Genomic DNA, 26,343 nt, shown 5'->3' on the forward strand with positions numbered 1-26,343 from the left:
TTTTTTGCAACAATTTTATTTCGCGAGGCGGGCTTTGATAGCAGCGCTCTCTGCCTCGTATCCGGGCTTATCGAGGAGGGCGAACATGTTCTTCTTGTAGGCCTCTACACCAGGCTGGTTGAATGGGTTCACACCCAGTACATTACCACTGATACCACAGGCAATCTCGAAGAAGTAGATGAGCTGTCCGATGTAGTACTCGTTCAACTTAGGCACGCTGATGCGCATGTTGGGCACACCACCATCCACGTGAGCCAGCTGTGTACCCAGCTCAGCCATCTTGTTCACCTCGTCCACACGCTTGCCAGCCAGGAAATTCAGGCCGTCCAGGTTCTCCTCGTCGTTGGGGAAGAGCAGCTTCTTCTCGGGCTCCTCAACGCTGATCACGGTCTCGAAGATAGTGCGCTCACCTTCCTGAATCCACTGACCCATTGAGTGCAGGTCGGTAGTGAAGTCAACGCTGGCAGGGAAGATACCCTTCAGGTCCTTACCCTCGCTCTCGCCGTAGAGCTGCTTCCACCACTCAGAGAAGAAGTGCAGCTTGGGCTGGAAGTTCACCATGATCTCAATCTTCTTACCGCTCTGGTAGAGACCGTTACGTACGGCAGCATACTGGGCAGCGGGGTTCTCGGCAAATGGTACGGTTGGGGCGCAAGCCTTCTCCATGTCCTGGGCACCGGCTACCAGATCCTTGATGCTGAAACCAGCGCAGGCGATAGGCAGCAAGCCTACTGGTGTAAGAACAGAGAAACGACCACCCACGTTATCGGGGATGATAAAGCTCTTATAACCCTCCTTGTCGGCGCAGGTACGTGCAGCACCCTTCTTGGCGTCGGTCACAGCTACGATCACCTTCTTTGCCTCTTCCTTGCCGCGCTGGGCCTCGCACTGCTTCTTCAGCAGACGGAAGGTGAGGGCAGTCTCGGTAGTGGTACCACTCTTCGAGATGTTGATCACACCGAACTTCTTACCCTTCAGGTACTCGGTCAGTTCGAACAGATAGTCCTCACCGATGTTGTTACCAGCAAACAGGATGGTGGGGTTCTTAGGATCGTTAACCAACCAGCTGAAAGCGTTGCTCAGGGCCTCGATCACGGCACGGGCACCCAGGTACGAACCACCGATACCAGCTACGACGATAGCCTCGCAGTTAGCGCGCAGGGTGTCGGCGCAAGCCTGCAACTCATCGAGGAAAGCAGGTGTGATGCTGCTGGGCAGGTGCAGCCAACCCAGGAAATCGTTACCAGGGCATGTACCAGCCTCAAGTGCCTTCTGTGCCTCAGCAACCTTTGGTTCAAAACTCTCCACAGCTCCCTTCTCCAAGAAGCAAGCTGCCTTCGTAATGTCAAGCTTAATCATTTCCATAATCAGTTAAAATTATAAATGTTTAATGTTCAATATTCAAAGTTCAAAGTTCAAAGCTCAAAGTTCAAAGTTCAATGTCCTCAGCATCTCTTCGCATCTCGCCTTGAGCTTACTGCAATCCTTCAGCCGTGCCATCGCCTTGATGAGTCGCTTCTGGCATGGTTCAATGTCTTCGTTGATGATGACAGCCGCCATATACAAGGGCAGTGCCAACTCAGCCTCGGTAGCAGGCGTAAACCCCTTGATGGGCAGCAGTCTGGCGCGACAGCGCTTCAGTTCCGACAGCAGCAGGAAGTACTCTGCGCTCTCTTTATAAGGTCCTGTGATGTCGAACAGCAACCGATGCGCTGTGTCGTACAGGAACTTCTTGTCAGTGTCAATATTCTTCGAGGGTTTCTCGTCGATGATCTCCTGCTGCTGCGCTTTCAACTCAATCAGCTCGGGTGCCATCTCTACGGCAGCCACCAGCAGCCCTGGTATCTGTACCACCAACTGCTTGTTGCGCTTGCCTTTGATACGCATGATGATTCCCTCCTTACCGTCGTAGATACCGCCTTTCACACGGATCTGGTCGCCAGCCTGGAGCTTGATCTCATCGGGTCTGTAATAAGTGATATGTTGCTCGTTGTTCTCGGTCACCGCAATAAATGCCTCCATGGCCTTGCAGGGTACGGTGAGATAATCCTCTTTGTTCGAAAAAGTGGACTTACGCATATACAGCTGGAAGTGGCTTCTGTCAACATACGCTTTCACCTCCTCCTCGGTACCCTTCACAAACAGCAGCCCCGAGATGGCAGGCACCAGGATGCGCTGCTTCTGTTTCAGACTGGTTCTGATCTGGTATTTCAGGGGTACAAACGCCTCTAACCCGTAGTTTCGGGCATCGTCGCGCACCTTCAGTTCCTTCAGGCTACTGAGGCATCCTATGCTGTACCACTGCTGTATGTCGCTCACTTGATCCATTTTCTTTTATTTGGCTGCAAAGGTACTTTTTTTTTTTGAGATATTGTACGTTTTTGGGTGTTTTCTTCATTTTTATGCCTTTTTCTTTGGATGTTTCATTTATTTGTGTTACTTTTGCGCAAGAAAAAGAATGGAACCGGTTCAATCAATTGTTCCATGTTACGGTGATATTACGCTAATGAAACGTCTAATGTTCTGGTAATCAATGTTTTGTGCTGAACGTTAGGAAGACGTTTGTTATGCATGTATGAAAGATCTATTATAAAAATATGAGAAAATTCGTTCTTTTTTGGATGATGTTACTGTCGGTGCAACTGGCGGTAGCACAGACTATGTCTGATCAGGAGGTTGTGAAGTATGCTCTTGAGTTGAGAAATTCGGGTGTTTCAAATGCCGATATGGCGAAGCAACTGATCCAGCGTGGCGCGACTGTTGAACAGATTCAGCGCCTGCGCCAGCAGTATGCCAAACAGATCACTGAGCGTGGTCTTGATAACAGTGTCGATAACTCTATCGACCGTGCGAAGGAGCGCATGCGTGTGAACAATGAGGTGAAAGCCGACAGAACCGTGCGCCCCGACCAGACCGCTGGCAGTCAGACCGCCCTGCAGGGGAGTGCTTTCGCTTCTATGCCCGAGCCTGCCAATCAGGCATCCATGGGTAAGAAGGTGTTTGGTCGCGACATCTTCAACAGCACCAACCTGTCGTTCGAACCCCAGATGAATATAGCCACCCCACAGAACTATGTACTGGGTCCTGGCGACCAGCTTATTATCGATATCTATGGCGCCACACAGGAGAGCAATTCGCTCACGGTGAGCCCCGATGGCGATGTCACCGTGCCTGATTTCGGTCCCATCCATGTGAGCGGTCTTTCGGTGACTGCAGCCCAGAAGCGCATCCGCAACAAGTTGGGTGGCTACTACCAGAGCTCGGATATCAAGGTCACCGTCGGACAGACGCGCACCATCATGGTCAATGTGATGGGCGAGGTGAAGGTGCCCGGCACCTATACCCTGAGTGCCTTTGCCACGGTGTTCCATGCCCTGTATATGGCAGGCGGTATCAGCGACTTGGGTACGCTGCGTGCCATCAAGGTGTTCCGTCAGGGTCGCTTGGTGACCACGGTCGATGTCTATGAGTTCATCCTCAATGGTCGCTTGGCTGGTAACATCCGTTTGCAGGACAACGATGTGGTACAGGTAGGCGCTTACGACTGCTTAGTGGATATCACCGGTCGTGTAAAACGTCCGATGGCATACGAGATGAAGGCCAACGAGAGTCTCGCCACCCTGTTGAAGTACAGTGGCGGTTTCGCTGGCGATGCCTATAAGAAGCAGGTCCGTGTGCTCCGTAAGAGCGAGGACCTGAAGAGTGTTTATAATGTCGAGGAGTTTGATCTGTCGAGCTTCAAGATGACCGATGGCGACTCAGTGATTGTTGATTCCGTGTACGACCGCTATAAGAACATGGTCGAGATCAAGGGTGCTGTCTGGCGTCCCGGCATGTACCAGTTGGGCGATAAGGTGAGCACTGTCCGTACATTGATTGAGACCGCTGCCGGTCTGACCGAAGAGGCGATGACCTCACGCGCGGTGATGCGCCGTATGAAGCCCAACCGCACCCAGGAGGTCATCTCGCTGAATATCGAGGGCATCCTCAATGGCTCCGAGGCTGATATGCCTTTGAAGAACGAGGATGTGATTTTCATTCCGACCCTGGCCGAACATCAGAACCTGCGCACCCTCACCATCGATGGCGAGGTGATCTTCCCTGGCACCTACGAGTATGCTGAGAATATGACGATCGAGGACTTCATCCTGTTGGCAGGTGGTCTGACCGATGCGGCTTCTACGCTGAAGGTCGATGTGTCGCGCCGCATCTACGACCCCAACGCCTCTGAGGCAGGCATGGAGATTGCCAAGACCTTCAGTTTCCCGCTGAAGGATCAGTTCAAGGTCGATGGCGACCGCAGCTTCGTGCTCGAGCCCTACGATATCGTCCAGATCCGTAAGAGCCCGGTCTTCCAGAAGCCCGTTCGTGTCAGTGTCGAGGGCGAGGTAGCCTTCCAGGGAACCTATACCATGGAGACCAAGAACCAGCGCCTCTCCGATGTCATCAAGGCGGCTGGCGGTGCTATCCCCGGCAGCGATGTACGTGGCGCCCGTCTTGTACGTAGAATGACTGCCGACGAGAAGGCCCGTATGCAGGCTGTGCTGCGCATGGCGCGCCAGAGTGCCGATGGTAAGGATTCGATTGCTATCGACAAGATTGCCCAGTCTGATAACTATACCGTGGGTATCCACCTCGACGAGGCATTGGCTGCCCCTGGCACCACACAGGATATCGAGCTGATGGATGGCGACCGCCTCATTGTGCCTCGCTTCAACCATACCGTCCGTATCAGTGGCGATGTTCATGCCCCCAATACCGTTGCCTACAACGAAGGTCAGGGCTACAAGTACTACGTGAAGCAGGCTGGTGGCTTTGGCAACCGTGCCAAGAAGAGCCACACCTATATCGTGTATCAGAACGGCACCATGGCTATTGCCAAGAAGGGCGCTAAGATAGAGCCGGGCTGCGAGGTCGTTGTGCCCTCTAAGGCGCCCCGCGACAACAACGCCATCTCCCGTTGGTTAGGCATCGGCACCAGCGCTGCCAGCCTCGCCACCATGTTCGCCACCATTGCTAACATACTGAAATAAGATTATGACAGAGAATAAGACTGCAACTCCGAAAAGAAAACCCATCGATTACGGTAAGATCTACCGTGATCTGTTGAAGCATAAACGACTGTATTATATCGTTTTACCGTTGGCATTTGCACTGTCAGCATTATATATGCTTTCCATTCCCAACTATTATACCTGTACTGTCAAGTTGAGCCCGGAACTCTCCAATCGCTCTACTTCAACCAGTAGCTTGGCTTCATTGGCGAGTAGCTTCGGTGTCAAGTTAGGTTCTGGAATGGGTAACTCATCCGAGGCCCTGTTCCCCACACTCTATCCCGACCTGATGACTTCGGTAGATTTTAAGGCCGATCTCTTTAAAATCAAGGTTCGTCCAGAGGATGCTACACAGGAATATTCTTATTACGACTATAAGAAGGATATCGAGAAACGACCTTGGTGGAGTCAGGCAGTCAAATCTCTCATGGCTTTGTTCAAAAGCGATAAAGAGGACGCCGATACGATCAATCCCCGCCAGCTGACAAAGAAACAGTATGTCATGGCAAAAGCCATTGAGGATAATGTGACGTGCCTTGTCGATAAGAAGACGATGGTTATCTCGCTCAGTGTCAAGGACCATGATCCTCTTGTTTGTACCACCATGGCAGATTCAACCATGGCCCTGCTCCAACGATATATTACGGACTATCGTACCAGCAAAGCCCGTGTTGATTTGGAGTATAATAAAAAGCTCCTTGCTGAAGCCAAGCGAAACTATGAGAAAGCCAGTCGTGCTTATGCCTCATTTGCCGATGCCAACCTGCACACCTTCCAGGAACGCATCCTGCAGAGAAAGGCTGAGCTGGAAAACGAGATGGCGCTGCAGCGCAGCGTTTATCAGCAGGTGGTAGCCCAGTACCAGCAGGCAGAGATGAAACTCCAGGAGGATACACCAGCCTTTGCAGTGATTCAGGCATCTACTATTCCTGCAAAAAAAACAGGCCCAAAGCGTGCGTCCTCTTGTGTGATATGCCTATTTCTTGCTTTTATCTGCGTTTCTATCTATGCGCTTTACAAAGAAGATGACCTTAAGAACCTTTTCGGTTTATAGTCATGTTGTAGTTGTAAAAATATAGTGTCATCTTTTTGTAATATTGTAGTGAAGGATAAAAGAACTACTTTCATTTTAGGCGTTTTTTGGAATGCCTTGTTAGCTGTAGGCCGGCAAGGATTGAATTTCCTGGCTACTATCATTCTGGCGCGACTTTTGCAGCCAGAAGATTATGGCTTGATAGGTATGATGGCTGTTATTATATCTGTTTCTGAGTCATTGATAGACGCTGGACTTGCAGGTGCTTTGATAAAAAAGAAAAATGTTAGTAAAGAGGACTTTTCTACGCTATCTTTATATAACATTAGTTTTTCATTTGTTTTATACATTATTATTTTTATATCAGCGCCCTATATAGGTTTGTTTTATAAAACTCCTATTTTATCAAATCTGTTGAGGGTATATGCATTAATTGTTGTTATAGAATCGTTTTCTATTGTGCCTAAAACGATTCTTATCAGAAATCTTGAATTTAAGAAGTATTCATTAGTAACACTGATATCAGGTTTTATGGGCTTGGCAACGGCGATAGTTATGGCGGTTTATGGGATGGGTGTGTACAGCCTGATAGGTCAATATATTGTTTCTTCGGCTATTTTGACAGTTTTGTTATATTGCATAACAAGATATAAATTGAATTTTACTTTCTCCAAGAAGTCCTTTAATGAAATGTTTGGATTTGGCTTTAACACAACGATGGCTAATGTCTTAAAAGGAGGAAGTGAGAATATTTTTATTAATGTTGTTGCAAAAATAGCATCCTTGACAATTACTGGCTTCTTTAATCAAAGTTATAAACTTCAGAGTGTTATAACCTCAATTTCTAATACGGTTATCGATGGAGCATTATTCCCATTATTAAGTAAAGAAGATGATAATTCAATTATAAATCATTCAATGAAAATATCTTCATTTTCGTTCACTCTTATGTCTGCTTTTGTTTTTTTATTAATTATAAATGCAGATATAATAGTATACCTTGTTTTAGGTGAAAAATGGATGGATACTACCCCGTATCTGAAAATACTATTGTGCTGGGGATTAATCCAGATGGGTACATCCCTTAATAGAAATCTGTTGAAGAGTTTGGCATATACATCATCAATCCTTAGGTTTGAAATTGTAAGCACACTCATTTGTTTTGTGATGCTTTTATTGGTTTTGTTTGGTTTGGGGATAAACTATTTGCTCTTTGCCCTTCTCATGTATTCATTAATACGCTTTGTTTTTTCTTTGATGGAAATGAAATGGAAATGTGATATATCTTTTTGGGGTAGTTTAAAAGTGTATGTACAAGCTTTTTTGCCAGCATTTTTATCTTGTATAGTATGCTTGATGATGAGTGAGTTTGATATAGCTAATCATATGATCTTCATGAATTTGGTTTTTATTATATTAGCTATTATTCTGAACAGATATTTGAATACGACTACTTATTTGTATTTGAAGGATTATTCATTAAAATATTTAAGAAAATCATCATATGCAAAATGATAGATTGCAAATATTTTCAGAGCGAATATTCTATATATTTGGTTTGATATATTTGACATTTGTTTTATTGATGTTGTTTTTCTTTGAAAAAGATGATAACGTCTCTTATCCTTTCCTTTTTGGAGGGGTCCTCATATTGTTGATGTCTTTCATCTTTAAGGAGTATGTATCCGATCCTCAATTATTTAGGTCGTGGGTAAAACCATCAAATATCTTTTTATTATCTTTCGTTATCGTAAATTTCCAAGTCATTATTAGTTCATGGTTAGAATACGATACAATTGATGCGTATTTAGAAACGACGGAATACTCGGGCTATATTGGTAAGGTCCTTTATTGTAGTTTAATTGGGCTTGTCTTTTATTTGTTTGGATATTCTTTTGTAAAAGAATCATCTTTACTGAAACATATATTTAATAAGCATATTTATAAGCTCTCTCAGCTAAGTATAGAGAAATGGGCATTATTATCATGCGTTGCTTTTGTTCTATTTGTAATCAATATTGATCTTGTCAGTTTTTTAACAGGCGTGGATTATGAAGGTTCTGGCGCATCTGATAGAGAAACAACACCTTTTGCTATTTGGGAGACGCTTTTTGATACTTTTATGACTATAACTGTAGCCTTGACAACTGAAAAGTGTCTTAATAATAACAAACCTTCTACTCTATTACGGTATTTTCTTTCTTTTCCGTTTTATTTTCTCATATCGGTCCTTTTGTATATTGTATTGCGTTTAGTTAGTGGCGATAGAGGTCCGGTAATATATACGGCACTTATGTTCTTTTATTCATATTTGCTGGTGTCAAAAAGAAAATTTAAACTATCAGTCATAGTACTTTTAGTTGCAGTAGGAGCGTTTTCTATGACTATTTTAAATACTGTCCGTAATTATAGAAATCCTAACGAAACTTTTGTTGAAAAAGTTTCTCGAAGTTTTAATGATCTGGGAGATGATTCTGAGGTGAAATCAATAAGCCCACTAACTTACGAATTGTCTAAATCGGTGAATTGTAATTTTATAGCTATTCATGATATTGATGAGCATAAGACGGAATATAAATATGGTCTTTATAATTTGTGTGAAATACTATCTGCGATTCCAGCTATGAATCGAGTTACAACAAGCTTATTCGATTTGAATCTATATAGGACAGCGACAAATGAGTATGTTACTATTTCCTTTTTTGGTAAGGATTACATGATTGGACTTGGTACGACTGTGTTGGTGGATTTTTACTTGGATTTTGGTATTTTAGGTATAATGGCTGGTATGTTTTTGGTAGGTTGGGTGTATCGTCGAATTGATGAAAAACTTGTGTATGGGTCGATTTCTTCATTTTTAGTTATGATTACTTTCTTAAAGTATGCCTCAATGTCAGTCTATATACCCAGGGCATCCTTTTCTTTCGTCTTATGTCGAATCTTATATATAGTGATTATTTATATAGTGCTGAATTTGTTGTTTTCTTTGTTTAAGTCTTGTATATCCCCCAAAAGCGTTGAATAATGAATATTTGTATCTGTACGGATGGTTATCCATCAAAAGGGTTGCCCTATTCAGCTTTTATTCAGGTTCTTGCGCATGAAATGACTCGAAAAGGCTGCAAGATTGTGGTGATTGCACCCCAGTCTATAACTAAATATCTGTTAAGAGGTGGTAAACTTGCTCCCTGTTATTTCGAGGATCAGGTAGATGTATCTGGTGATATGAGAATCATAAAGGTATATAGACCAATTACTTTCACTTTCGGTGAAGGTTTGTTGGGTAAATGGACAGCTCGTTTTAATAAATGGGCGACAGAGTTCACTTTTAAGAGGAACCGCATGAAGCCAGATTTGTTTTATTCGCATTTTTGGGTTAATGGCTTCAATGCAGAAAGAATAGCACATAAGGAGGGGAAACCGCTATTTATAGCTACGGGTGAAGACAAAATAACCATTCATAATTATATTTCTGCAGGAGATATCAGCAGGCTAAAATATGGAGTGTCAGGTGTGATATGTGTTTCTACTAAAAATAAGAAAGAAAGTATACAGCAAGGGCTTGCTACCGCCGACAAGTGTGTTGTACTCCCCAATGCATACGATCCCAAAGAGTTTTATCCAATTGATAAGATGGAAGCCAGGAAATCGTTGGGATTCCCTCCTGATGCATTCATTGTGGGTTTTTGTGGACGGTTTAACCAACGTAAGGGTGCTATGCGAGTAGCAGAAGCCCTTGCTCAGTTGAACGACCCTCGAATTAAATCAATCTTCATCGGCAGTGTCGCTGATAACGAGACAGCCCAGCCGGACTGTGAAGGCATATTATTCAAGGGAACCTTGCCTCATGCGGAAATAGTGAGATATTTAAATTGTGCTGATGTTTTTGTTCTCCCTTCTTTAGCTGAAGGTTGTCCGAATTCAGTTATTGAAGCAATGGCATGCGGCCTTCCCATTATCTCTTCAGATCTGCCATTTAATTATGACATTCTTGACTCATCAAATTCTATGTTGGTTAGTCCTATGAGTGTACAGGAGATAGCTGATGCAATAGTTAAACTTAAAAATGATGAGCCTCTGAGGCAGAATTTGAGGGAAGGGGCTTTAAAGAAAGCTTCAGAATTGACCATAGAGAAGAGAGTGACTAAGATATTGGATTTTATTAGAGAAAGATGCAGACAAGTAGAATAACGTATTTTGATATAGCGAAAGGATGGGCAATCTTTTCAGTTATTGTTTATCATGTTGCTGCTATACATGGAAATGAGGAGATTAGGTCTTTTATAAACACCTATTTTCTTTCTTTATTTTTTTTTATAAGTGGTTTTTTTTCAATAGGAAAATCTTTCAATGATTTACCTATAAAGGAGTATCTGTTAAAGCAGGCGAAACATCTGTTAATACCTTTCTTTTTTGTCGGGTGCTTATATAACCTTTATCAAAATCTACTTTCAGGAACACCTCCAGGATTTACTTTTGTTTTTCAGGACCCTAAAGGAGGGTATTGGTTCTTGTTTGTTTTGTTTTTATTTATAATATCCTTACTATTGCTAAAAAAATATATAAACAAGGGGAACCTTGCAAAAGTATTGTTAATTCTATTGCTACCTTTTGTCGTTGTTGTGCTTCTAGCTAAGATTCTTAATCAAGATATTATTTATTTTTTTAGTCTTGCAAGTTTCCGAAGGTATTATCTCATATTCGCAAGTGGAGTTTTGCTAAAATTGTTCGGAAATGGAAGAAGTATTGTTGATGGTAAACTATCTATTATTATTTCTGTAGGGTATTTGTTACTTGGTACATATTATATTCTATATATAAAGGATGTAGCTTCAAATTTGGATTTTATAATCTGGTTTGTTACAAACCTGGCAGGATGCGTGTTTTGGCTTGTGATTTCTAACAGGTTGAAAATGACAGTTGGGGGGGCATTTTTAAATAGAATTGGTCAATGCTCTTTAGGTATTTATGTTGTACATTATTTTTTATATAGGATATATTATGAAGCTCATAAATATGTAGAATTAAATGAAGTTCAATCATTGATAATGCTATTTGCAATCAGTTTCTTGATTTTAGTGGTTTCTTATTACCTCGTAAGAGCCATGGAGAAGACTAAATGGGGTTCCTTATTAATATTGGGTAAATGAAGACAATTGGTATAAACTTAATACCCTTATTTTCAGAACAGGGTTCTGGGGCATTTAGATATATAAAGCTTTTGTTGCAGGAGTTGGGCAATTACAAACTGCTTGATAGCAAGCTTATTGTATATAAGCAGCAATGCATATCAAAAGAGTATATTGGTATTCCCGAGTCTTTAAATGTTGAATTTGTGGATGTTCCGAATGTGGGTCGTGGTTTCAAGCGTATTTTATTCGAACAAACAAAATTCTACAAATATATAAAACCTTGTGATGTGTTTTACAGTTATTGTTCTTCGATGCCCTTTTTTCTGAGGTCGAAGAAGATTTTTACACTCCACGATGTTTATTTTCTGACAGAGAAAGAACGCTATGGCTTTGTACAGAGAAATTACCTGAAATTGATCACTGCTCTTTATCTTAAATTGTGTGATAAGGTGTTGACCGTATCTGAATATAGCAAGAGGGAAATCATCCGGCATTTCCATGTGAAGCCCGAAAATATTACGATTACATACAATTTCTTGAATAGTGAAAAAAGGGCTGATAGCCTGGAACGGCCGCTACTATCTGGTATAGGTGGCGAAGAGATTGATTTGAATATGCCTTTCTTCCTATACGTGGGGAATATACACCCTGGCAAGAATATTGTCAGAATGGTAGAAGGATTTAGAATATTTAATCAAAATAGTGATATTAAATATAATCTGCTAATTAGTGGCAAACTTGCTAATAGTGGGGAAGAGATTATTGAAAGAATAAATGGAAATAACAATGTTCATTATTTAGGCTATCAGTCGAGAGAGAATGTTGAGTGGATGATGCAAAATTGTCAAGCTGTAGTTTTATTATCTCTTTGTGAGGGATTTGGTATTCCTCCGTTAGAAGGATTTGCATACAATAAGCCTGCACTTGTCTCTAATACTACAAGTCTTCCGGAAGTGGTGGGGGCAGCAGGTGTTTGTGTTAATCCTCTTGACGAAGATGAAATAGCAGGTGGTTTTAAAAGAATTGAGAAACAAAAAGTTGAATTGTCTCATCATTGCTGGGCACAGATTAATAAGTTTTCTGCACAGGAGTCAGTTGAGACATTTATGAAGGAATTAGGAATCGAATATAAAAAGAAAAGAGAATGAGAGATAGAGTAGCTGTGCTTCTTCCTGTGTATAAGAAGGATAGGGTTGATTATTTGAGAAAAGCGATAGAGAGTATCGTGATGCAGACATACAAGGATTATCACATCTATGTAGGTGTGGATGGTCCTGTTGGCGATGATATTAATTTATTCTTCCAACAGATTGAAAACTCAAAACAAACTACTATTGTAAGGTTTAACGAGAATCGCGGTTTGGCTTGTGTGCTTAATGATTTGCTTGATATATGTTTCAAAGACGGGTATGAATATATAGCACGAATGGATGCAGATGATATTTCGGAACCATCACGATTTGAAAAACAGGTGAAGTTTCTTGATAGCCACCCGGAGATAGATGTTGTCGGTGGTGCTATTGAAGAAATAGACGAGAGGGGCAATAGTCGCAAGAAGAGGATTGTTTATCCTGAAACGCCTTCGGAATGCAGGACTTTTTTTGCAAAAAGAAATCCCCATGCACATCCGGCAGTGATGTTCCGAAAGAGTTTCTTTGATAAATTGAAGGGAAGGAAATACAGACCAGAATACCGGCAGAACCAAGATACGATGTTGTGGCTTGATGGACTGATGGCTGGTACTCTGCAGGCTAATATCCCTGATGTAGTACTATATTTCCGTATGACTGATGCTATGTTTAAGGAACGACGCTGTGGGTGGGCTTTTGCGAAAAAACAATTCAAGGACAGATTAATGATTAATAAATGTCTTGGATATAGTTGGAAAGCTGATATTTATGGATTTGCCATGTTCTGTATGCTTGTTTCTCCTTCGTGGATAAAGAAGTTGGCATATCAATTTTTAAGATAAGATATGATAATAAAATTTTTTTTTGACAGGCTGGTGTCACTGATGGGTCTATTGTTTTTATGGCCGGTATTGCTGATTGTTGCGTTACTGGTGAAAATAAAAATGCCAGGTGGTCCTGCTGTCTTTGTACAGATAAGAGTGGGTAAAGATGGTAGATTATTCAAATGCCATAAGTTTCGTACTATGACGCCGGATCACGGTGGTAGTACAATAAGTGTTGCTGGAGAAAGCCGCATAACCCCACTTGGGGCCAAGCTTCGTCACTTCAAATTGGATGAATTACCCGGTTTGTGGGATGTGCTTATTGGCAATATGAGTTTTGTTGGTCCTCGCCCGGATGTTCCAGGGTATGCGGACAAACTTGAAGGTGATGCCCGCGTCGTATTGAAATTACGTCCAGGGATTACGGGCCCGGCAACTTTAAAATATCGATTGGAGGACGAAATGATTGCTGATTATGTTTCACAGAAGCAGGCAGAGGGCGACCCCCGAGTAACACAGGAGATAGCCAAAGAGTATAATGATAATGTCATTTATCCGGATAAGGTACGACTAAACTGTTATTATTACCATCATTACTCTTTTATTAAGGATTTGCAGATACTGGTCTGTACGGTATTTGGTAAACACATGAAGTATAATAATGAAATAATATAATTATGGTAAATAAGAGAATCTATTTGTGTCTCGCTCATATGAGTGAGGAGGGATTGGAACAAAAGTACATTAAGGAAGCTTTCGATACTAATTGGGTGGTGCCATTGGGTCCCAACGTAAATGCTTTTGAGGAAGACTTAGCTACATTTGTTGGTAAAGATAAAAAGGTCGTAGCTTTAAGTTCAGGTACTGCAGCAGTACATCTGGCCTTGATTGCTTGTGGTGTCGGACCTAGCGATGAGGTGATTGTGCAGAGCTTTACGTTCTGTGCATCGAGTCATCCAGTAACTTACCTGGGGGCAACGCCTGTGTTTGTTGACTCTGAGCGTGATACTTGGAATATGGACCCGGATTTGATGGAAGAGGCCATCAAGGATCGTATTGCAAAGACGGGTAAGAAACCCAAGGCAATTGTACCTGTAGCCCTGTATGGAATGCCTTATCAGATAGATCGTATCATGGAGATTGCTGATAAGTATGATATTCCCGTGATTGAGGATGCTGCAGAAGGATTCGGATCTCGTTATGATGGTAAGGTGCTGGGTACATATGGTGAGTATGGCGTTCTGAGTTTTAATGGTAATAAGATGATTACCACATCAGGTGGTGGCGCGCTGATCTGTCCTGACAAAAAGGAGTGGGACAAGGTGATGTGGCTGGCTACTCAGGCTCGTGAGAGCTATCCTTATTATCAGCATGATGCTATTGGCTACAACTATCGCATGAGTAATATCTGTGCAGGTATAGGTCGCGGTCAGATGACAGTGGCTAATGATCATATTGCTCACCATCATCATGTGCAGGCTCTGTATGAAGAGCTGCTGAAGGACGTGAAGGGGGTAACTGTACACAAGCAGCCTGCTGGAAAATATGATTCCAACTTCTGGTTGAGCACCATTACCCTGGATCCCGATTTGAAAGTGAAGGGTGAGGAGAATGCATATAAGACTATTGTACGTTGTGCTATCGGAGGTGCTGCAGGTGTGATACATGTTGCATCAACCGCTGTTACTGATTGTCAGCCAAACAATAATGTTGAGGCTATGCGTATGGCTCTGAATGATGCAGGTATCGAGGCACGTCCAGTATGGAAACCTATGCACAAGCAGCCTGTATATAAGGACGCTCCTGCTTATGTGAATGGGGTTAGCGAGGATGTCTTCAAGATAGGTCTGTGCTTGCCTACAGGTCCATACGTTAGCGATGAGGATGTTCGTTATATAGTGGATTGTATCAAAGAATCGATTCAATAAATATGAGTAATTTTGTCGATAAGATATTAAACTGGTACTTCTCAAAGAATGCGCTGCCTTATTGGTGCATATTCTTGATTGACTGTGCCATCGTGATGGTGAGTGGAGCACTTACGTACTGGATGTTTAACAGTACGCAGGCACTCTACGATAACACATTGCGTGTGTTTAATACGATGGCTATCGTGGCGTTACTAAGTACGCCCGGATTCATATTGTTCCATACATATTCGGGCTTTATGCGTTTTGCGGGTTTCGTCGACCTGATGCGAGTGGTGTATGGTAACCTGGTGTCGCTGGGAATAGTCACACTGGCTCACTTTGTTAATGATCAGCTGCCCGAAGAGTGGTTTATACACTTCCGACTTGCGGGTATTTTCTTGATCTACCTGTTGGCCACACTGATGATGTGGTGTGTTCGTGTATTCGTGAAGACACTCTATGAAGTGGCTTTCTCAGATAAGCGAGCCATGCGCATCATGATATATGGTGCAATGCAGGGTGGCGTAGGACTTGCTAAGAGTATCCGAAATCAGCGTCCACGAAAATATGTGGTTAAGGGATTTATCACCCATATGAAGAAGACAAAACATCAGGAGATTCTGGGTGAGCCTGTATATTCGGTGTGTGATGATTTGCAGGATGTTATCCGTAAAAGGGATATCGAGGCAGTGATGGTGGCACCATACAGAGTAAAGGAGTTCCGTGAGAATCAGGAGATGCAGGATGTTATCATTGGTGCAGGCGCAAAAATCCTGATGTCGCAGAATGCCATTGAGATGAGTGATGACAGTCAGGTCGATGAGAATGTCAATGTTGCTGGCCTGCAGATGCGCGAGGTGAGTGTAGAGGAATTGCTGCCGCGCACTGAAATCCGTGTCGACCTGAAATCTGTCGAAGAGTTGCTTAAGGGCAAGCGTGTTCTGATTACTGGTAGTGCTGGCTCTATCGGTTCAGAGATGGTGAATCAGGTGGCTAAGTTCAGCCCTGCAGCTATGATGCTGATTGACCAGGCAGAGACGCCTGAACATGATATCCGCTTGATGATGGCCAAGAACTATCCGGATATTCCTGCGGAGACCATCGTTACCAGCATTTGCAATCAAGCACGTATGGAGGATATTTTTAGCCGCTTTAAGCCCGACTATGTGTTCCATGCTGCGGCATACAAGCATGTGCCGATGATGGAGAACAACCCAAGCGAAGCGGTAAATAATAATATTTATGGTACAAAGGTGATAGCCGACCTGAGTGTGAAGTATGGCGTCAAGAAGTTTGTGATGGTGTCTACTGATAAAGCTGTGAATCCTACTAACGTGATGGGCTGCTCAAAGCGTATCTGTGAGATTTATGTGCAGAGCCTGGATCGCAAGCTCAAACTGGAGCACCTGCAGGAGTTCCGTAAACTTGATCGCAACTACGCTAAGACTCAGTTCGTGACCACCCGTTTCGGAAATGTGCTTGGCTCTAATGGCAGTGTGATACCCCTGTTCCGCAAGCAGATTATGGAGGGCGGTCCTGTCACCGTGACCGATGAGAATATCGTGCGCTACTTTATGTTGATACCCGAGGCCTGTAAGCTGGTGCTCGAGGCTGGTACTAAGGGTAACGGAGGCGAGATATTCGTGTTCGACATGGGTAAACCGGTGCGAATATACGATTTGGCTAAGCGCATGATAAGTCTCTCGCGCGCTAAGGGTGTGGAGATCGTTTGTACAGGCCTTCGTGCTGGTGAGAAACTCTACGAGGAGGTGCTTAACGATCAAGAGAACACCAAACCTACTTTCCACGAGAAGATTCGAATAGCCGAAGTCCGTGAATATGACTACGATCAGGTTTGCAAAGATATCGATGAATTGGTTGACATTGCTAAAAGTTTTGATGACATGGCGACGGTAAGGAAAATGAAAGAAATCGTACCGGAATACAAATCAAACAATTCGATATACGAGAAACTCGACTAAATTTTTTTGTAATGGATGTAATTAAGACAAAGATTGAAGGGGCATATATTATTGAGCCGCGGGTGTTTAAGGATGCACGTGGGTATTTCTTTGAGTCGTTCTCACAGCGGGAGTTTGATGAGAAGGTAGGGCCTGTCAGGTTTGTGCAGGACAACGAGTCGATGTCGAGTTATGGGGTGATGCGTGGATTGCATTTCCAGCGCCCACCGTTTACGCAGAGTAAACTGGTGCGTTGCGTGAAGGGGGCTGTGCTCGATGTGGCAGTGGATATCCGTAAGGGTTCTCCCACCTATGGACAGCATGTGGCGGTGGAGCTGACGGAGGAGAACCACCGGCAGTTCTTTATCCCCAAGGGCTTTGCGCATGGGTTTGCGGTGCTTTCTGAAACAGCGGTGTTTCAGTATAAGTGCGATGAGTTTTATCATCCGGAGGCTGATGGTGGCATCAGCATCCTGGATGAATCGTTAGGGATTGACTGGCGTATCCCTACTGATAAGGCGATTCTTTCGGAGAAAGATACGAAGCATCAGGTGTTGAGGGATTTTGATTCGCCATTCTGATGGGGCTTCGCCCCCTCATACCCCCCAAAAGGTTAATTGCTCTGTTGGCCGAATATTGAGCCAATGGAGCGATTAACCTTTTTCTTTTGGCCAATTTGGCCAATGGGGGATACCCCCATACCCCAGTGCAGGGAGACCCTGCACTCGTCCCAACCTCCTTAGTCCTCCTTATCTTAAGGAGGATCTCAAACCACTCCCCAAACCCCTCGCCAATCTTTGGCAAGGGGCTTAACCGCTCCTCCTCGTCGCTCGTTCATTAAGGTATGCTCGGACCATCAAAGGTCCGGCATGTTTTTTTATAATGGGGGATGGTGGTGAGCGTTCAGCAAAAAAAATATGGTAAAGAATTCTTTTTTATTCAAAAAAGTTGTATCTTTGCATCGGTTTATAACAATAAAATGATAACTAATCTTCTTACATAATATGATTACAACGATAAAGTCACAGTCAACAGAGATAAGTACCCTCGATGCACTTTGGACACTCTATCGGAGTCAGTCGAAGAAAGTACGTCAGGCTTTGGCCAAGCGTATACTTGAGGAGCATAATCTGCATCAGACTCAGGCGCAACAGCAGATGGTCAAGGAAAGTCTGACACGAGCTTTTGATGACCTTCATTCTGGTAAGGTCCGTCATGATGCTCGTAAATTATTCAAGTAGGCCATTATGCGTTAAACGGTCAATTTTGACATATTAAGGCACATTAATGAGGTGATATAAAATTATCCCGCCGTCCTCGAAGCTGAGGGCGGCGGGCTTTTTTATTGCTCTAAGATGAGCGGGGAGAGAGAGCTATGGCTGTAGATGGGCATAGGCCTTTACGGCGTCAAAGCATGGGCATTTCTTGTCGGGGTTCAGATCGTGATGACCTACGATGAGAGCTTTCGGAAATTGGGCGTGGAGACGTTCCAGCAGTTGCTCTAATGCTATTTTCTGCTCGGGCGTCCGTGTATCGACTTCTTCCCCTTTTTCATTGAGACCGCCTTCGTAGCATACACCGATACTATGGCTGTTGTGACCCACGCAGTGGGCACCGACCTTTTCGATGGGGCGTCCTGTTTCGATAGTGCCGTCGCGCCTTACCACATAATGGTAGCCGATACCCTTCCAGGGCCTGCCATCCTTGGTTTTCCGCTCCTTGTGCCACTTGTTGATGTCGGCTACAGAGCTCCGCTGTCCGGGATGGACAGCAGAGCAGTGGATGATGATGAGTGTGATGGTTCTCATACGCTTACACATGATACGGTTCCAAGTGCTGCGGCGAGTGCTGTGAGCACGCTAATGAACGTCTGAATTAAAAATTTCCAGATTTTCTTTTGAGTTTTGCTCATAATGTATTATCTTTGTCGGGTGAAACATCGATGCATTAGTCTTCGGTGCTGCCGTCAGGGTTGGGCTCGCCCCCTTCACCGCCGGTATTGCCGCCGTTGGTGCCGCTGGTGTTGCTGCCGCCGCTGGTGCCGCCAGAGTTACTGCCTCCATCGGTGCTGGGAGCATCTGGATCAGGTTCCGATGACTCTTCGTTAGAGGTCTTGTTCACGCGCTTGAACTCGGCTTTCGTCTTGAATCGATCGATCCACATCTTGGGCAGTTCGATACCGATATCAGCTGTGAGGTCGCTGATGGTGAGGTCGGATACCGAGAGTTCGCGGTTCACGTCGATGTTGAGTGTCGGATCGGCAGCCTGTCGTGCCTGCAGCTTCTCTCTCAGCTGTTTCTGGCTGATGGAACCTGACACGCTCGGGCGGAAGGTCAGTCCCTCAGGTGAGCATATCACCTTGACGTTCAGACCTAACAGCAGAGGCAGGCGCAGCTCGATCAGTTTCATCACTGCAGCTACATCGGCAGCAGTCACTGTGGCGCCGTCGGCCAGATAGTCACAGAGCCCGTTGAAATCGAGCGTCTGCTGATTCACCAGACGGGGAATGACCAGATCCTCACCAGTCAGATGATTGTGGATTTTGTACATTTGCACTTTTAGTGCCATCTTGTTGCTCCTTGTCAATAGGAGACTTGGTATTTTCTCTACGACACGACGTTGTGCCTTGAGATTGACGTTGCAAAGGTAGCCTTTCGAAGTGCTGAAAGCAAGAAAGAAACCAGCTGCCAACTTTCTTTCTAAATATGGACTGATAATCAATAACTTATAGAATAATTAAAAAACTATGGACATCAACATTAAAGGTGATCCCGGTACCGGCAACACCTACCAGGAGATTAACATTCAGCATGTGGAGAACTTTAACCCCGCAGCTACAGTTGTAAACAACTATTATAATGGTACGCGCGCAACGACCAGGAAGGCTTCGGATGCCGCCGATCCGGCTGCCACTGTCGATATTGCGACCATTCGTCAGGACATCCTGAACTATGTGAGCCGATTGCGCAGTCTTCTTGCCGATGCGTATAAGAGCAGCTATATGACGTTGTGGGACGAGCTGCTCCGTGTCGATGTGATTGCCGAGCGTGTCTATAACCCAGGCAAGCAGCAAGGCACCAATTTTAATCGTAACTTTGTGGCGAATATCATCTGCTATTTAGGTCGTCGGGGTTTCTTTGGCGATCGCGATGCTTACATTCCGTCACATTTTTCAATGCTTCTCGAAGGCACTATAGAGCATTCGGTTCGGGCCGAGTTGGCGAGGCTTCCCGAGGAGGGTATCGTATCCCGCCTGAATAGGGTGCTTGAAAACCGTGAATTAACTCAAACGATGAAATGAGCGTGCTCGTTTTATAAATCGAATTAATTCAACAGAAAATATGTGTAATTTAGGCATACTGAAAAAGCTCACGAAAAAGCTTCGTCCGAGGCGCCCCGTGACGCACGTCATCATTGTTGTTCCATTGAACTTTATCAATGTCAATTTTGTAACAATAATTGTAGATAAAGTTGATAGTTTCAATCCCAATGCGGTGACTGTCAACACCACCTATTATGGTCATGAATCGTCCGGGGATGATTCCGACGATGAAAGTCAGCTGTAGTATCTTTGCTTATGGCATGCAATCAGCCCTCTCTTGGTGGCATCGCGCTATCAAGGGAAGGGTAGATTGCGCTATCTTAAAAACTGCGGACGAATCGGAAATTAATCCCCGATTTATTTGGTTGATTAAAATATTATGTTTATTTTTGCAGCGGAAAATTGATGAATCGATTCACACCATTCGTTCAATTTCTGTGATATTACTAGTCTAAATCGACCTAATGCGCTGATAATCATAGTTTTATAGTTAAGCGTTAGGAGAGGGATTGTTACGCTCTGCTCATTTATTGATAAAAAAACAATATGGTGATGAAGAATAAAGTTCTGGCGAATTATTGTTTTTGCCTGATGGCAATACTATTCTTTTGTTAGTGTGCTCATTACAAGGATGTGCCTTATATCCAGAACTCAAATCAGTTTAACATTCGTGTCCTTTGTGTTCGCTAATAAATAATTCTCAAATTTTTGATTATGATCAATATTGATTTAACTGAGATAGATAGACTTCATTCCGAGTGGTCGAGGATGGAGAAGGCGGCCAGGTTGGGTTGGCTGTCTGGAGAGAAGATGCGGCTTAATGGGCTAGCGAACCAGTTCTCGCTGTATATCTATGCTAAAGGAGGCCTCATGAGTGATTCAGAGAGAGCTTATGCTCGCAAGCTCTTAGATATGATTAACTCTGTGGATGCGGAAGGCTCAAAGGTGATGGACGACCTTAGAAATGAAGCTTTCAAAGAGATTATCAAAAGTTTAATGAAACAATGATATAACGGCCTCCAGCCTTACAATCAGCCTGAGACTTTGCTGACTACAGCCAAACACACAAATAAAGTAGCGGCACAAGCGGGGAAATTTAATAATACGATTATGACACAATTATCTGATAAAGACCATAAGGCACAGATGGCTGACATGAAGTCCTTCGACGAGCAGATGCCGTGCGTGGGCATTTTCTGGTATGATCCAGAGGACAATACGCTGTTTGGTGTACGTAAGAAAGAACTCACACCACAGATGGTTGAAGAGGCTGCCGAGAAGGGCAAGCCCTTCATCAACTACCCGCAGCTGCATCGTCAGATATGGGCCAAGGAGTACTTCCGTGCTCAGGCCAAGCATCTGGATACCAAGTTCAAGGGCGACTACACGCAGGTTCCCCGTGGCCGAGTAGCATGGACTATTGACAAGTTCATTGTGTTGGTGGGCAAGTGGGCAGAGCCTATCCAGGACGAACTCACAGAACTTCTGGAGCAGGAGTTCTCACTACCTTACTTCGAGTTCGTGTACGACGAGCACTGGGATCTAGGCCACGGTTGGAGTGGTGATATGCCAAAGTAAATGCCCCGCTAACCTCGAACATATTGAGGCACTGGTATCTAGCAAGTAATGATGAAAGAATCGTAAGCTGTCAATTTTGACGTCTTGTGTATAAAAGAGGATTTTGATACCTTTGCACTCATCCAAAGAATGAGAGCTATGGTATACAGATATTAAAAATAATAAAGTTTAATGCATAGAAGACATCGCATATTATTGGAATAGGTAATCAAAAAGGTGTTTACAACCCTTGGGAGTTAGGATTACAGTTTATTAATAGAAAAATGAAGTGCGATTTTTTAAGCAGGGAATTTTGGAAATACTTTCTTGCGGCCATTGGAACCATCCCGATGATTATACGAGGCTTCATGACGAGACAGAGGCCTATTTTGCATCAAACAAGATTGATGGAATAGAAGTGGATAGGCCTAATAGTGAGGGATACAAGAAGAAGTATCCGTTAGGTACTTGTGCTATTATAGACAAGGATAATACCCACTATGTCTTGTTGGCATTAACTCATTTTGACGAAGAAGACCATGCCTACGTAGAATTGTCAGAGTTCGGTCGAAGTATTAGTTCCATGTGCAGATATCTAAGTGATAAGGTGGGTGACACCCCAGTGTATATGCCTCTGATGGGAATGGGTATGGCACGATTAAACCAGCCGGCCCAGTTCATTCTGAAATACACACTTGACACGATCGTTGGCATTAAGGGGCTTGCAATGCTTTTTCAATTAAGCGTTAGGAGAGGGATTATTACGCTCTGTTCATTCTGTGGACTATATCATATAATCGGTTAATCCCGCGGGGATTATAATATAGAATTGTAACATAATAATAACGATATATGAATTATTGTTTTAGCCTGATGGCAATACTATTCTTTTGTTCGTGTGCTCATTACAAGGATGTGCCTTATTTCCAGAACTCAGATCAGTTTGATGGGAGTAAGGGTGCTGGGCTCTATGGTGACATGAAAGAAACCGTCCCTTGGTCTTTTAAGAATACATGAGGTAAAAAGGGGACGAATACATACAAAAAACAGAATAATAATTCATCAATATGACGAAAATACTTGATTGTACACTTCGTGATGGTGGCTACTACACGAATTGGGATTTTAATAGTGAAACTGTTGATGCATATATTGCAGCAATGAATGCACTTCCTATTGATTATTTGGAATTGGGATATCGTAATAATCCCTCCAAAGAGTATATGGGAAAATTCGGGTACTGCCCTGTGAGTGTTCTGAAACATATCAGAGAGAATTGTACCAAGAAATTGGACGTAATGCTCAATGAGAAGAGCACCAAACCCGAGGATTTGGACGTTCTACTCAAGCCAATCGTTGGTTTTGTTGATATGGTGCGTATAGCCATAGACCCTAAAAACTTTGATCGTGCAGTTGTACTGGCCAAAGCTGTTAAATCTATGGGGTTCGAAGTGGGTTTCAACTGCATGTATATGAGCAAATGGCAGACAGAATATCCTGACTTCCTGACTAAATTGGGGGTACTTGATTCATTTGCAGACTTATTTTGTATGGTGGACAGTTTTGGTGGTGTAACTCCTGAGGATGTGACAATTATCACCAAGACAGTTCGCGAGCATACCAAGTGCCCGATAGGCTTTCATGGTCATAACAACCTTCAACTGGGTCTCATCAATACTATTACAGCTATGAGACTAAATGTTGATTATGTGGATGCAACCATCCTCGGAATGGGACGTGGAGCAGGTAACCTCAATATGGAGCTGCTACTGACCTATCTTAACGCACATGATGGTTTGCAGGTTGACTTTAATGTGTTGGGTGATGTGATAACTGCTTTTACCCCTCTCATGGAGCAATATCAGTGGGGCACAAACCTTCCTTATATGTTGGCAGGTGCAAACCGTATTCCTCAGAAAGAGGTGATGGATTGGGTTACTAACCGCATATATTCATTCAATAGTATCGTTCGTGCACTTGAGAACCGAAAGAATAATACGGCGGATAATGCCAAGTACCCATACTTTGAATCCAGCAAGAAATTTAAGAAAGTGATAATTGTTGGAGGAGGAAATAGTGTACAGGAGCATTTGGATGGAATCAAGGCATTCATTGATAAAGATACCGCATTGATTTTTTCAACAGCACGTCATGCAGCCCTCTTTGCGGATGTGGATTGTCTGAAGTATTATGCACTTGTAGGTAGTGAGAGTCGTAGAATGGCAAAGAACGTGAGAACTGAGAATTTTAAAGATTATGTGATATTACCTCCTTATCCTCGTACAATGGGTACGGAGGTCCCAGCCTTTGCAGAGAGTAACACCTTCGAGTTGACTGATATTGAGTTTATCAATGATTACAAGGATTCTAGTACAACTGTAGCCATTCAAACAGCACTTAATATATGTGATGGAGAACTCTATTGTATTGGATATGACGGTTATCCAGGGAGCGTGTTGTCAGAGAAGGAAATGGCACTTACTCACGAGAATAAGACCATTTTTGAGGCCGTAGCAGCTGTCATTGGCAAGAAACTCACATCACTCACACCTTCGTTATATTGGGAATTGAAGGTGGCTTCAGTATATCAATTTATATAAACTTAGAATAAAAAAAATATAGAATTATGAAAATTATTGGAGTTATTCCAGCTCGTTATGAATCGAGCAGATTCCAGGGCAAACCTTTGGCAGACATCTGTGGTAAACCCATGATATGGTGGGTATATCAGCACGCCTCACAAGTAAAGTATTTTAATGAACTGTATGTCGCAACAGACGACCAGCGCATTTATGACGCCTGTGTTGCAAATGACATGAAGTGTATTATGACTTCAACTAGTCATCGCACCGGTACCGACCGTATAGGCGAGGTTGCAGAGAAGATTCCCGCTGATCTTTATGTGAACATTCAGGGTGATGAGCCGTTGATGGAGCCGGAGGTGATGGAGAAGGCTATTCTTCCTTTCTTTGACAATCCAGAGCTTCAGGTAAGTAACCTGATGACTAAGATTAATGACCCTGTAGATGTGGTAAACTTCACTGTTCCTAAGGTAATCACCAATAAGGAAGGTATCGGTATCTATTTGACTCGTTCCACCGCGCCTTATCCTAAGGGTAGCATTGACTATGCTTACTACAAGCAGGTATGTGTGTATGGCTTTACACCTGCCGCATTGAAATTCTACTGCGATTATGGTAAGAAGTACGGCAAGGCTAAGATTGAAGCCATTGAAGATATTGAGATTCTCCGTTTCATTGAGAACGGTTATAAGGTTCAGTATATAGAGGTCGACAGCGAGACCGTGGCGGTTGATACACCCAATGATTTGAAGAAGGTGAATGAGATAATGGCAGCTAAGTTGAAGAAATAAAAAAAGGCATGAAAGTAGTAACCTTTGGTGAGATAATGGTGCGACTTGGCGCACCTGGATATCTGAAACTGGTACAAGCTAATCAGTTAGATGTCAGCTACGCCGGTGCAGAGGCTAATGTGGCCGTATCATTGTCCAACTATGGTCTGGAAACAGATTATATTACCTGTTTGCCGGATAATCCTATTGCAGAACGTTGCATTATGGATTTGCGGGGGCATAAAGTTGGTGTTGACCATATCCTGCGAACTGGCAAGCGAATGGGTATTCTCTATCTGGAAACCGGTAGCAATGCTCGTCCATCAAAGGTGTATTACGATCGTGAAGACAGTTCCATAGCCACCATCACTCCAGGCTCCATTGACTGGAAAGAGATTCTGAAGGATGCCACATGGTTCCATTGGACGGGTATCACCCCGGCGCTTTCTGCCAACGCAGCAGAAGAATGCCTGAAAGCCATCCAGACCGCCAATGAGTTGGGCGTTACCGTGAGCTGCGATATTAATTATCGTGGTAACCTATGGAAGTATGGTAAATCAGCAGCGGAAGTAATGCCGGAGATGGTTGCCGGCTCTGATATCATCCTTGGCAATGAGGAGGATTGTGAGAAAGTGTTTGGCATTAAGCCTAAGGACTTTGATGCTTCAACAACAAATGGTAATGTTGACCAAAGCAGCTTCCTCAGTGTATGTCAGCAAATGATGCAGAGATTCCCTCGTTGTAAGAAGATGGTTGTAACACTGCGAGGCGCGATCAATGCCAATCATAACACTTGGGGTGGAGTCCTGTATAATGGAAAGAATCTGATAGAATCACGCCGCTATGATATCACGGATATCGTAGATAGGGTAGGTGGTGGCGACTCCTTTATGGGAGGGCTCATTTTTGGTCTGCTCCATTATAAGGAGGACCACAAGGCATTGGAGTTCGCTACCGCAGCATCTTGCCTCAAACATACATTAAAAGGTGATTTCAACTGGGTTACTGTTCAGGAGGTCGAAAATCTCATGGGCGGTGATGCTAGTGGACGCGTAAAAAGATAAAATT

At 43.6% G+C, this 26,343-nt stretch carries 25 protein-coding genes; 20 read left to right on the forward strand and 5 right to left on the reverse strand.

Going from position 1 to position 26,343, the window contains the following annotated elements; all coding sequences use genetic code 11:
* Positions 1-15: 15 nt before the first annotated feature.
* Both T491_RS0101120 and T491_RS0101125 read right to left on the reverse strand, forming a co-directional pair.
* Positions 16-1,365 carry a glucose-6-phosphate isomerase gene (locus T491_RS0101120; RefSeq protein WP_028902247.1) on the reverse strand — a complete coding sequence of 450 codons (1,350 nt, stop codon included), beginning with the start codon at positions 1,363-1,365 and terminating at the stop codon, positions 16-18.
* A 57-nt stretch (positions 1,366-1,422) separates the two neighbouring features.
* Positions 1,423-2,328: a UpxY family transcription antiterminator gene (locus tag T491_RS0101125; RefSeq protein ID WP_028902248.1), complete on the reverse strand. Its 906-nt coding sequence runs from the start codon at positions 2,326-2,328 to the stop codon at positions 1,423-1,425.
* Positions 2,329-2,597: 269 nt separating this feature from the next.
* Here T491_RS0101125 and T491_RS0101130 point away from each other — a divergent pair, with 269 nt between their 5' ends.
* From T491_RS0101130 to T491_RS0101190, 13 genes are all read left to right on the forward strand, one after another.
* On the forward strand, positions 2,598-5,033 hold the full coding sequence (locus T491_RS0101130) for an SLBB domain-containing protein (RefSeq protein WP_036915029.1): 2,436 nt from the start codon (positions 2,598-2,600) through the stop codon (positions 5,031-5,033).
* A 4-nt stretch (positions 5,034-5,037) separates the two neighbouring features.
* Positions 5,038-6,108 (forward strand): hypothetical protein, encoded by a 1,071-nt coding sequence (locus T491_RS0101135; RefSeq protein ID WP_028902250.1) that lies wholly within the window; start codon positions 5,038-5,040, stop codon positions 6,106-6,108.
* Positions 6,109-6,156: 48 nt separating this feature from the next.
* Positions 6,157-7,602 (forward strand): lipopolysaccharide biosynthesis protein, encoded by a 1,446-nt coding sequence (locus T491_RS0101140; RefSeq protein ID WP_028902251.1) that lies wholly within the window; start codon positions 6,157-6,159, stop codon positions 7,600-7,602.
* Positions 7,592-9,112 (forward strand): O-antigen polysaccharide polymerase Wzy, encoded by a 1,521-nt coding sequence (gene wzy, locus T491_RS0101145; protein ID WP_028902252.1) that lies wholly within the window; start codon positions 7,592-7,594, stop codon positions 9,110-9,112. Before T491_RS0101140 ends, wzy begins: the two co-directional genes overlap by 11 nt.
* On the forward strand, positions 9,112-10,278 hold the full coding sequence (locus T491_RS0101150) for a glycosyltransferase (RefSeq protein ID WP_028902253.1): 1,167 nt from the start codon (positions 9,112-9,114) through the stop codon (positions 10,276-10,278). Before wzy ends, T491_RS0101150 begins: the two co-directional genes overlap by 1 nt.
* Complete coding sequence (locus tag T491_RS0101155; RefSeq protein ID WP_028902254.1) at positions 10,260-11,237, forward strand: acyltransferase; 978 nt, start codon at positions 10,260-10,262, stop codon at positions 11,235-11,237. The genes T491_RS0101150 and T491_RS0101155 overlap by 19 nt, the downstream gene beginning before the upstream one ends.
* On the forward strand, positions 11,234-12,367 hold the full coding sequence (locus T491_RS0101160) for a glycosyltransferase family 1 protein (RefSeq protein ID WP_028902255.1): 1,134 nt from the start codon (positions 11,234-11,236) through the stop codon (positions 12,365-12,367). The genes T491_RS0101155 and T491_RS0101160 overlap by 4 nt, the downstream gene beginning before the upstream one ends.
* Entirely contained in the window at positions 12,364-13,191 is an 828-nt protein-coding gene (locus T491_RS15370; RefSeq protein ID WP_033148171.1) for a glycosyltransferase, read from the forward strand. Before T491_RS0101160 ends, T491_RS15370 begins: the two co-directional genes overlap by 4 nt.
* Positions 13,192-13,194: 3 nt before the next feature.
* On the forward strand, positions 13,195-13,848 hold the full coding sequence (locus T491_RS0101170) for a sugar transferase (RefSeq protein WP_028902256.1): 654 nt from the start codon (positions 13,195-13,197) through the stop codon (positions 13,846-13,848).
* A 2-nt stretch (positions 13,849-13,850) separates the two neighbouring features.
* Positions 13,851-15,101: a DegT/DnrJ/EryC1/StrS aminotransferase family protein gene (locus tag T491_RS0101175; protein ID WP_036915032.1), complete on the forward strand. Its 1,251-nt coding sequence runs from the start codon at positions 13,851-13,853 to the stop codon at positions 15,099-15,101.
* A 2-nt stretch (positions 15,102-15,103) separates the two neighbouring features.
* Positions 15,104-17,065 (forward strand): nucleoside-diphosphate sugar epimerase/dehydratase, encoded by a 1,962-nt coding sequence (locus T491_RS0101180; protein ID WP_028902258.1) that lies wholly within the window; start codon positions 15,104-15,106, stop codon positions 17,063-17,065.
* 11 nt (positions 17,066-17,076) lie between these two features.
* Positions 17,077-17,625: a dTDP-4-dehydrorhamnose 3,5-epimerase gene (gene rfbC / locus T491_RS0101185; RefSeq protein ID WP_028902259.1), complete on the forward strand. Its 549-nt coding sequence runs from the start codon at positions 17,077-17,079 to the stop codon at positions 17,623-17,625.
* Between the two features lie 423 nt (positions 17,626-18,048).
* Positions 18,049-18,285, forward strand: a complete 237-nt coding sequence (locus tag T491_RS0101190) for a hypothetical protein (protein ID WP_028902260.1) — start codon at positions 18,049-18,051, stop codon at positions 18,283-18,285.
* 132 nt (positions 18,286-18,417) lie between these two features.
* Here the strand turns inward: T491_RS0101190 and T491_RS0101195 are convergent, their stop codons facing one another.
* From T491_RS0101195 to T491_RS17805, 3 genes are read right to left on the reverse strand one after another with little or no spacing between them, the layout of a single operon-like run.
* A complete protein-coding gene (locus T491_RS0101195; protein ID WP_028902261.1) occupies positions 18,418-18,852 on the reverse strand; it encodes an N-acetylmuramoyl-L-alanine amidase in 435 nt (144 codons plus the stop codon).
* Positions 18,849-18,956 carry a smalltalk protein gene (locus tag T491_RS17560; protein ID WP_155949983.1) on the reverse strand — a complete coding sequence of 36 codons (108 nt, stop codon included), beginning with the start codon at positions 18,954-18,956 and terminating at the stop codon, positions 18,849-18,851. Before T491_RS17560 ends, T491_RS0101195 begins: the two co-directional genes overlap by 4 nt.
* A gap of 35 nt (positions 18,957-18,991) precedes the next feature.
* Complete coding sequence (locus T491_RS17805) at positions 18,992-19,612, reverse strand: hypothetical protein (protein ID WP_197018766.1); 621 nt, start codon at positions 19,610-19,612, stop codon at positions 18,992-18,994.
* A 178-nt stretch (positions 19,613-19,790) separates the two neighbouring features.
* Here T491_RS17805 and T491_RS0101205 point away from each other — a divergent pair, with 178 nt between their 5' ends.
* From T491_RS0101205 to T491_RS0101245, 7 genes are all read left to right on the forward strand, one after another.
* A complete protein-coding gene (locus T491_RS0101205) occupies positions 19,791-20,345 on the forward strand; it encodes a hypothetical protein (protein ID WP_028902263.1) in 555 nt (184 codons plus the stop codon).
* Between the two features lie 735 nt (positions 20,346-21,080).
* Entirely contained in the window at positions 21,081-21,374 is a 294-nt protein-coding gene (locus T491_RS0101220) for a hypothetical protein (RefSeq protein ID WP_028902266.1), read from the forward strand.
* A 102-nt stretch (positions 21,375-21,476) separates the two neighbouring features.
* Positions 21,477-21,944 (forward strand): hypothetical protein, encoded by a 468-nt coding sequence (locus tag T491_RS0101225; protein WP_028902267.1) that lies wholly within the window; start codon positions 21,477-21,479, stop codon positions 21,942-21,944.
* A 268-nt stretch (positions 21,945-22,212) separates the two neighbouring features.
* Positions 22,213-22,728: a macro domain-containing protein gene (locus T491_RS0101230; protein ID WP_155949984.1), complete on the forward strand. Its 516-nt coding sequence runs from the start codon at positions 22,213-22,215 to the stop codon at positions 22,726-22,728.
* Positions 22,729-22,990: 262 nt separating this feature from the next.
* Entirely contained in the window at positions 22,991-24,523 is a 1,533-nt protein-coding gene (locus tag T491_RS0101235) for an aldolase catalytic domain-containing protein (RefSeq protein ID WP_028902269.1), read from the forward strand.
* Positions 24,524-24,549: 26 nt separating this feature from the next.
* Positions 24,550-25,296 (forward strand): 3-deoxy-manno-octulosonate cytidylyltransferase, encoded by a 747-nt coding sequence (locus tag T491_RS0101240; RefSeq protein ID WP_028902270.1) that lies wholly within the window; start codon positions 24,550-24,552, stop codon positions 25,294-25,296.
* Positions 25,297-25,304: 8 nt separating this feature from the next.
* Complete coding sequence (locus T491_RS0101245; protein WP_028902271.1) at positions 25,305-26,339, forward strand: sugar kinase; 1,035 nt, start codon at positions 25,305-25,307, stop codon at positions 26,337-26,339.
* Positions 26,340-26,343 lie beyond the last annotated feature (4 nt).

The organism is Prevotella sp. P6B4 (genome assembly GCF_000619985.1).
Lineage (GTDB): Bacteria > Bacteroidota > Bacteroidia > Bacteroidales > Bacteroidaceae > Prevotella.

Bases quoted from the DNA above. Each gene is read 5' to 3' on its own strand.
- T491_RS0101170 (WP_028902256.1), top strand. From the start codon at position 13,195: ATGATAATAAAATTTTTTTTTGACAGGCTGGTGTCACTGATGGGTCTA.
- T491_RS0101225 (WP_028902267.1), top strand. From the start codon at position 21,477: ATGACACAATTATCTGATAAAGACCATAAGGCACAGATGGCTGACATG.
- T491_RS0101220 (WP_028902266.1), top strand. From the start codon at position 21,081: ATGATCAATATTGATTTAACTGAGATAGATAGACTTCATTCCGAGTGG.
- T491_RS0101235 (WP_028902269.1), top strand. From the start codon at position 22,991: ATGACGAAAATACTTGATTGTACACTTCGTGATGGTGGCTACTACACG.
- T491_RS0101195 (WP_028902261.1), bottom strand. From the start codon at position 18,852: ATGAGAACCATCACACTCATCATCATCCACTGCTCTGCTGTCCATCCC.
- T491_RS0101175 (WP_036915032.1), top strand. From the start codon at position 13,851: ATGGTAAATAAGAGAATCTATTTGTGTCTCGCTCATATGAGTGAGGAG.
- T491_RS0101120 (WP_028902247.1), bottom strand. From the start codon at position 1,365: ATGGAAATGATTAAGCTTGACATTACGAAGGCAGCTTGCTTCTTGGAG.
- T491_RS0101160 (WP_028902255.1), top strand. From the start codon at position 11,234: ATGAAGACAATTGGTATAAACTTAATACCCTTATTTTCAGAACAGGGT.
- T491_RS0101180 (WP_028902258.1), top strand. From the start codon at position 15,104: ATGAGTAATTTTGTCGATAAGATATTAAACTGGTACTTCTCAAAGAAT.
- T491_RS0101190 (WP_028902260.1), top strand. From the start codon at position 18,049: ATGATTACAACGATAAAGTCACAGTCAACAGAGATAAGTACCCTCGAT.
- T491_RS0101240 (WP_028902270.1), top strand. From the start codon at position 24,550: ATGAAAATTATTGGAGTTATTCCAGCTCGTTATGAATCGAGCAGATTC.
- T491_RS0101150 (WP_028902253.1), top strand. From the start codon at position 9,112: ATGAATATTTGTATCTGTACGGATGGTTATCCATCAAAAGGGTTGCCC.
- T491_RS0101125 (WP_028902248.1), bottom strand. From the start codon at position 2,328: ATGGATCAAGTGAGCGACATACAGCAGTGGTACAGCATAGGATGCCTC.
- T491_RS0101135 (WP_028902250.1), top strand. From the start codon at position 5,038: ATGACAGAGAATAAGACTGCAACTCCGAAAAGAAAACCCATCGATTAC.
- T491_RS0101245 (WP_028902271.1), top strand. From the start codon at position 25,305: ATGAAAGTAGTAACCTTTGGTGAGATAATGGTGCGACTTGGCGCACCT.
- T491_RS0101205 (WP_028902263.1), top strand. From the start codon at position 19,791: ATGGACATCAACATTAAAGGTGATCCCGGTACCGGCAACACCTACCAG.
- T491_RS17560 (WP_155949983.1), bottom strand. From the start codon at position 18,956: ATGAGCAAAACTCAAAAGAAAATCTGGAAATTTTTAATTCAGACGTTC.
- rfbC (WP_028902259.1), top strand. From the start codon at position 17,077: ATGGATGTAATTAAGACAAAGATTGAAGGGGCATATATTATTGAGCCG.
- T491_RS17805 (WP_197018766.1), bottom strand. From the start codon at position 19,612: ATGGCACTAAAAGTGCAAATGTACAAAATCCACAATCATCTGACTGGT.
- wzy (WP_028902252.1), top strand. From the start codon at position 7,592: ATGCAAAATGATAGATTGCAAATATTTTCAGAGCGAATATTCTATATA.
- T491_RS15370 (WP_033148171.1), top strand. From the start codon at position 12,364: ATGAGAGATAGAGTAGCTGTGCTTCTTCCTGTGTATAAGAAGGATAGG.
- T491_RS0101130 (WP_036915029.1), top strand. From the start codon at position 2,598: ATGAGAAAATTCGTTCTTTTTTGGATGATGTTACTGTCGGTGCAACTG.
- T491_RS0101155 (WP_028902254.1), top strand. From the start codon at position 10,260: ATGCAGACAAGTAGAATAACGTATTTTGATATAGCGAAAGGATGGGCA.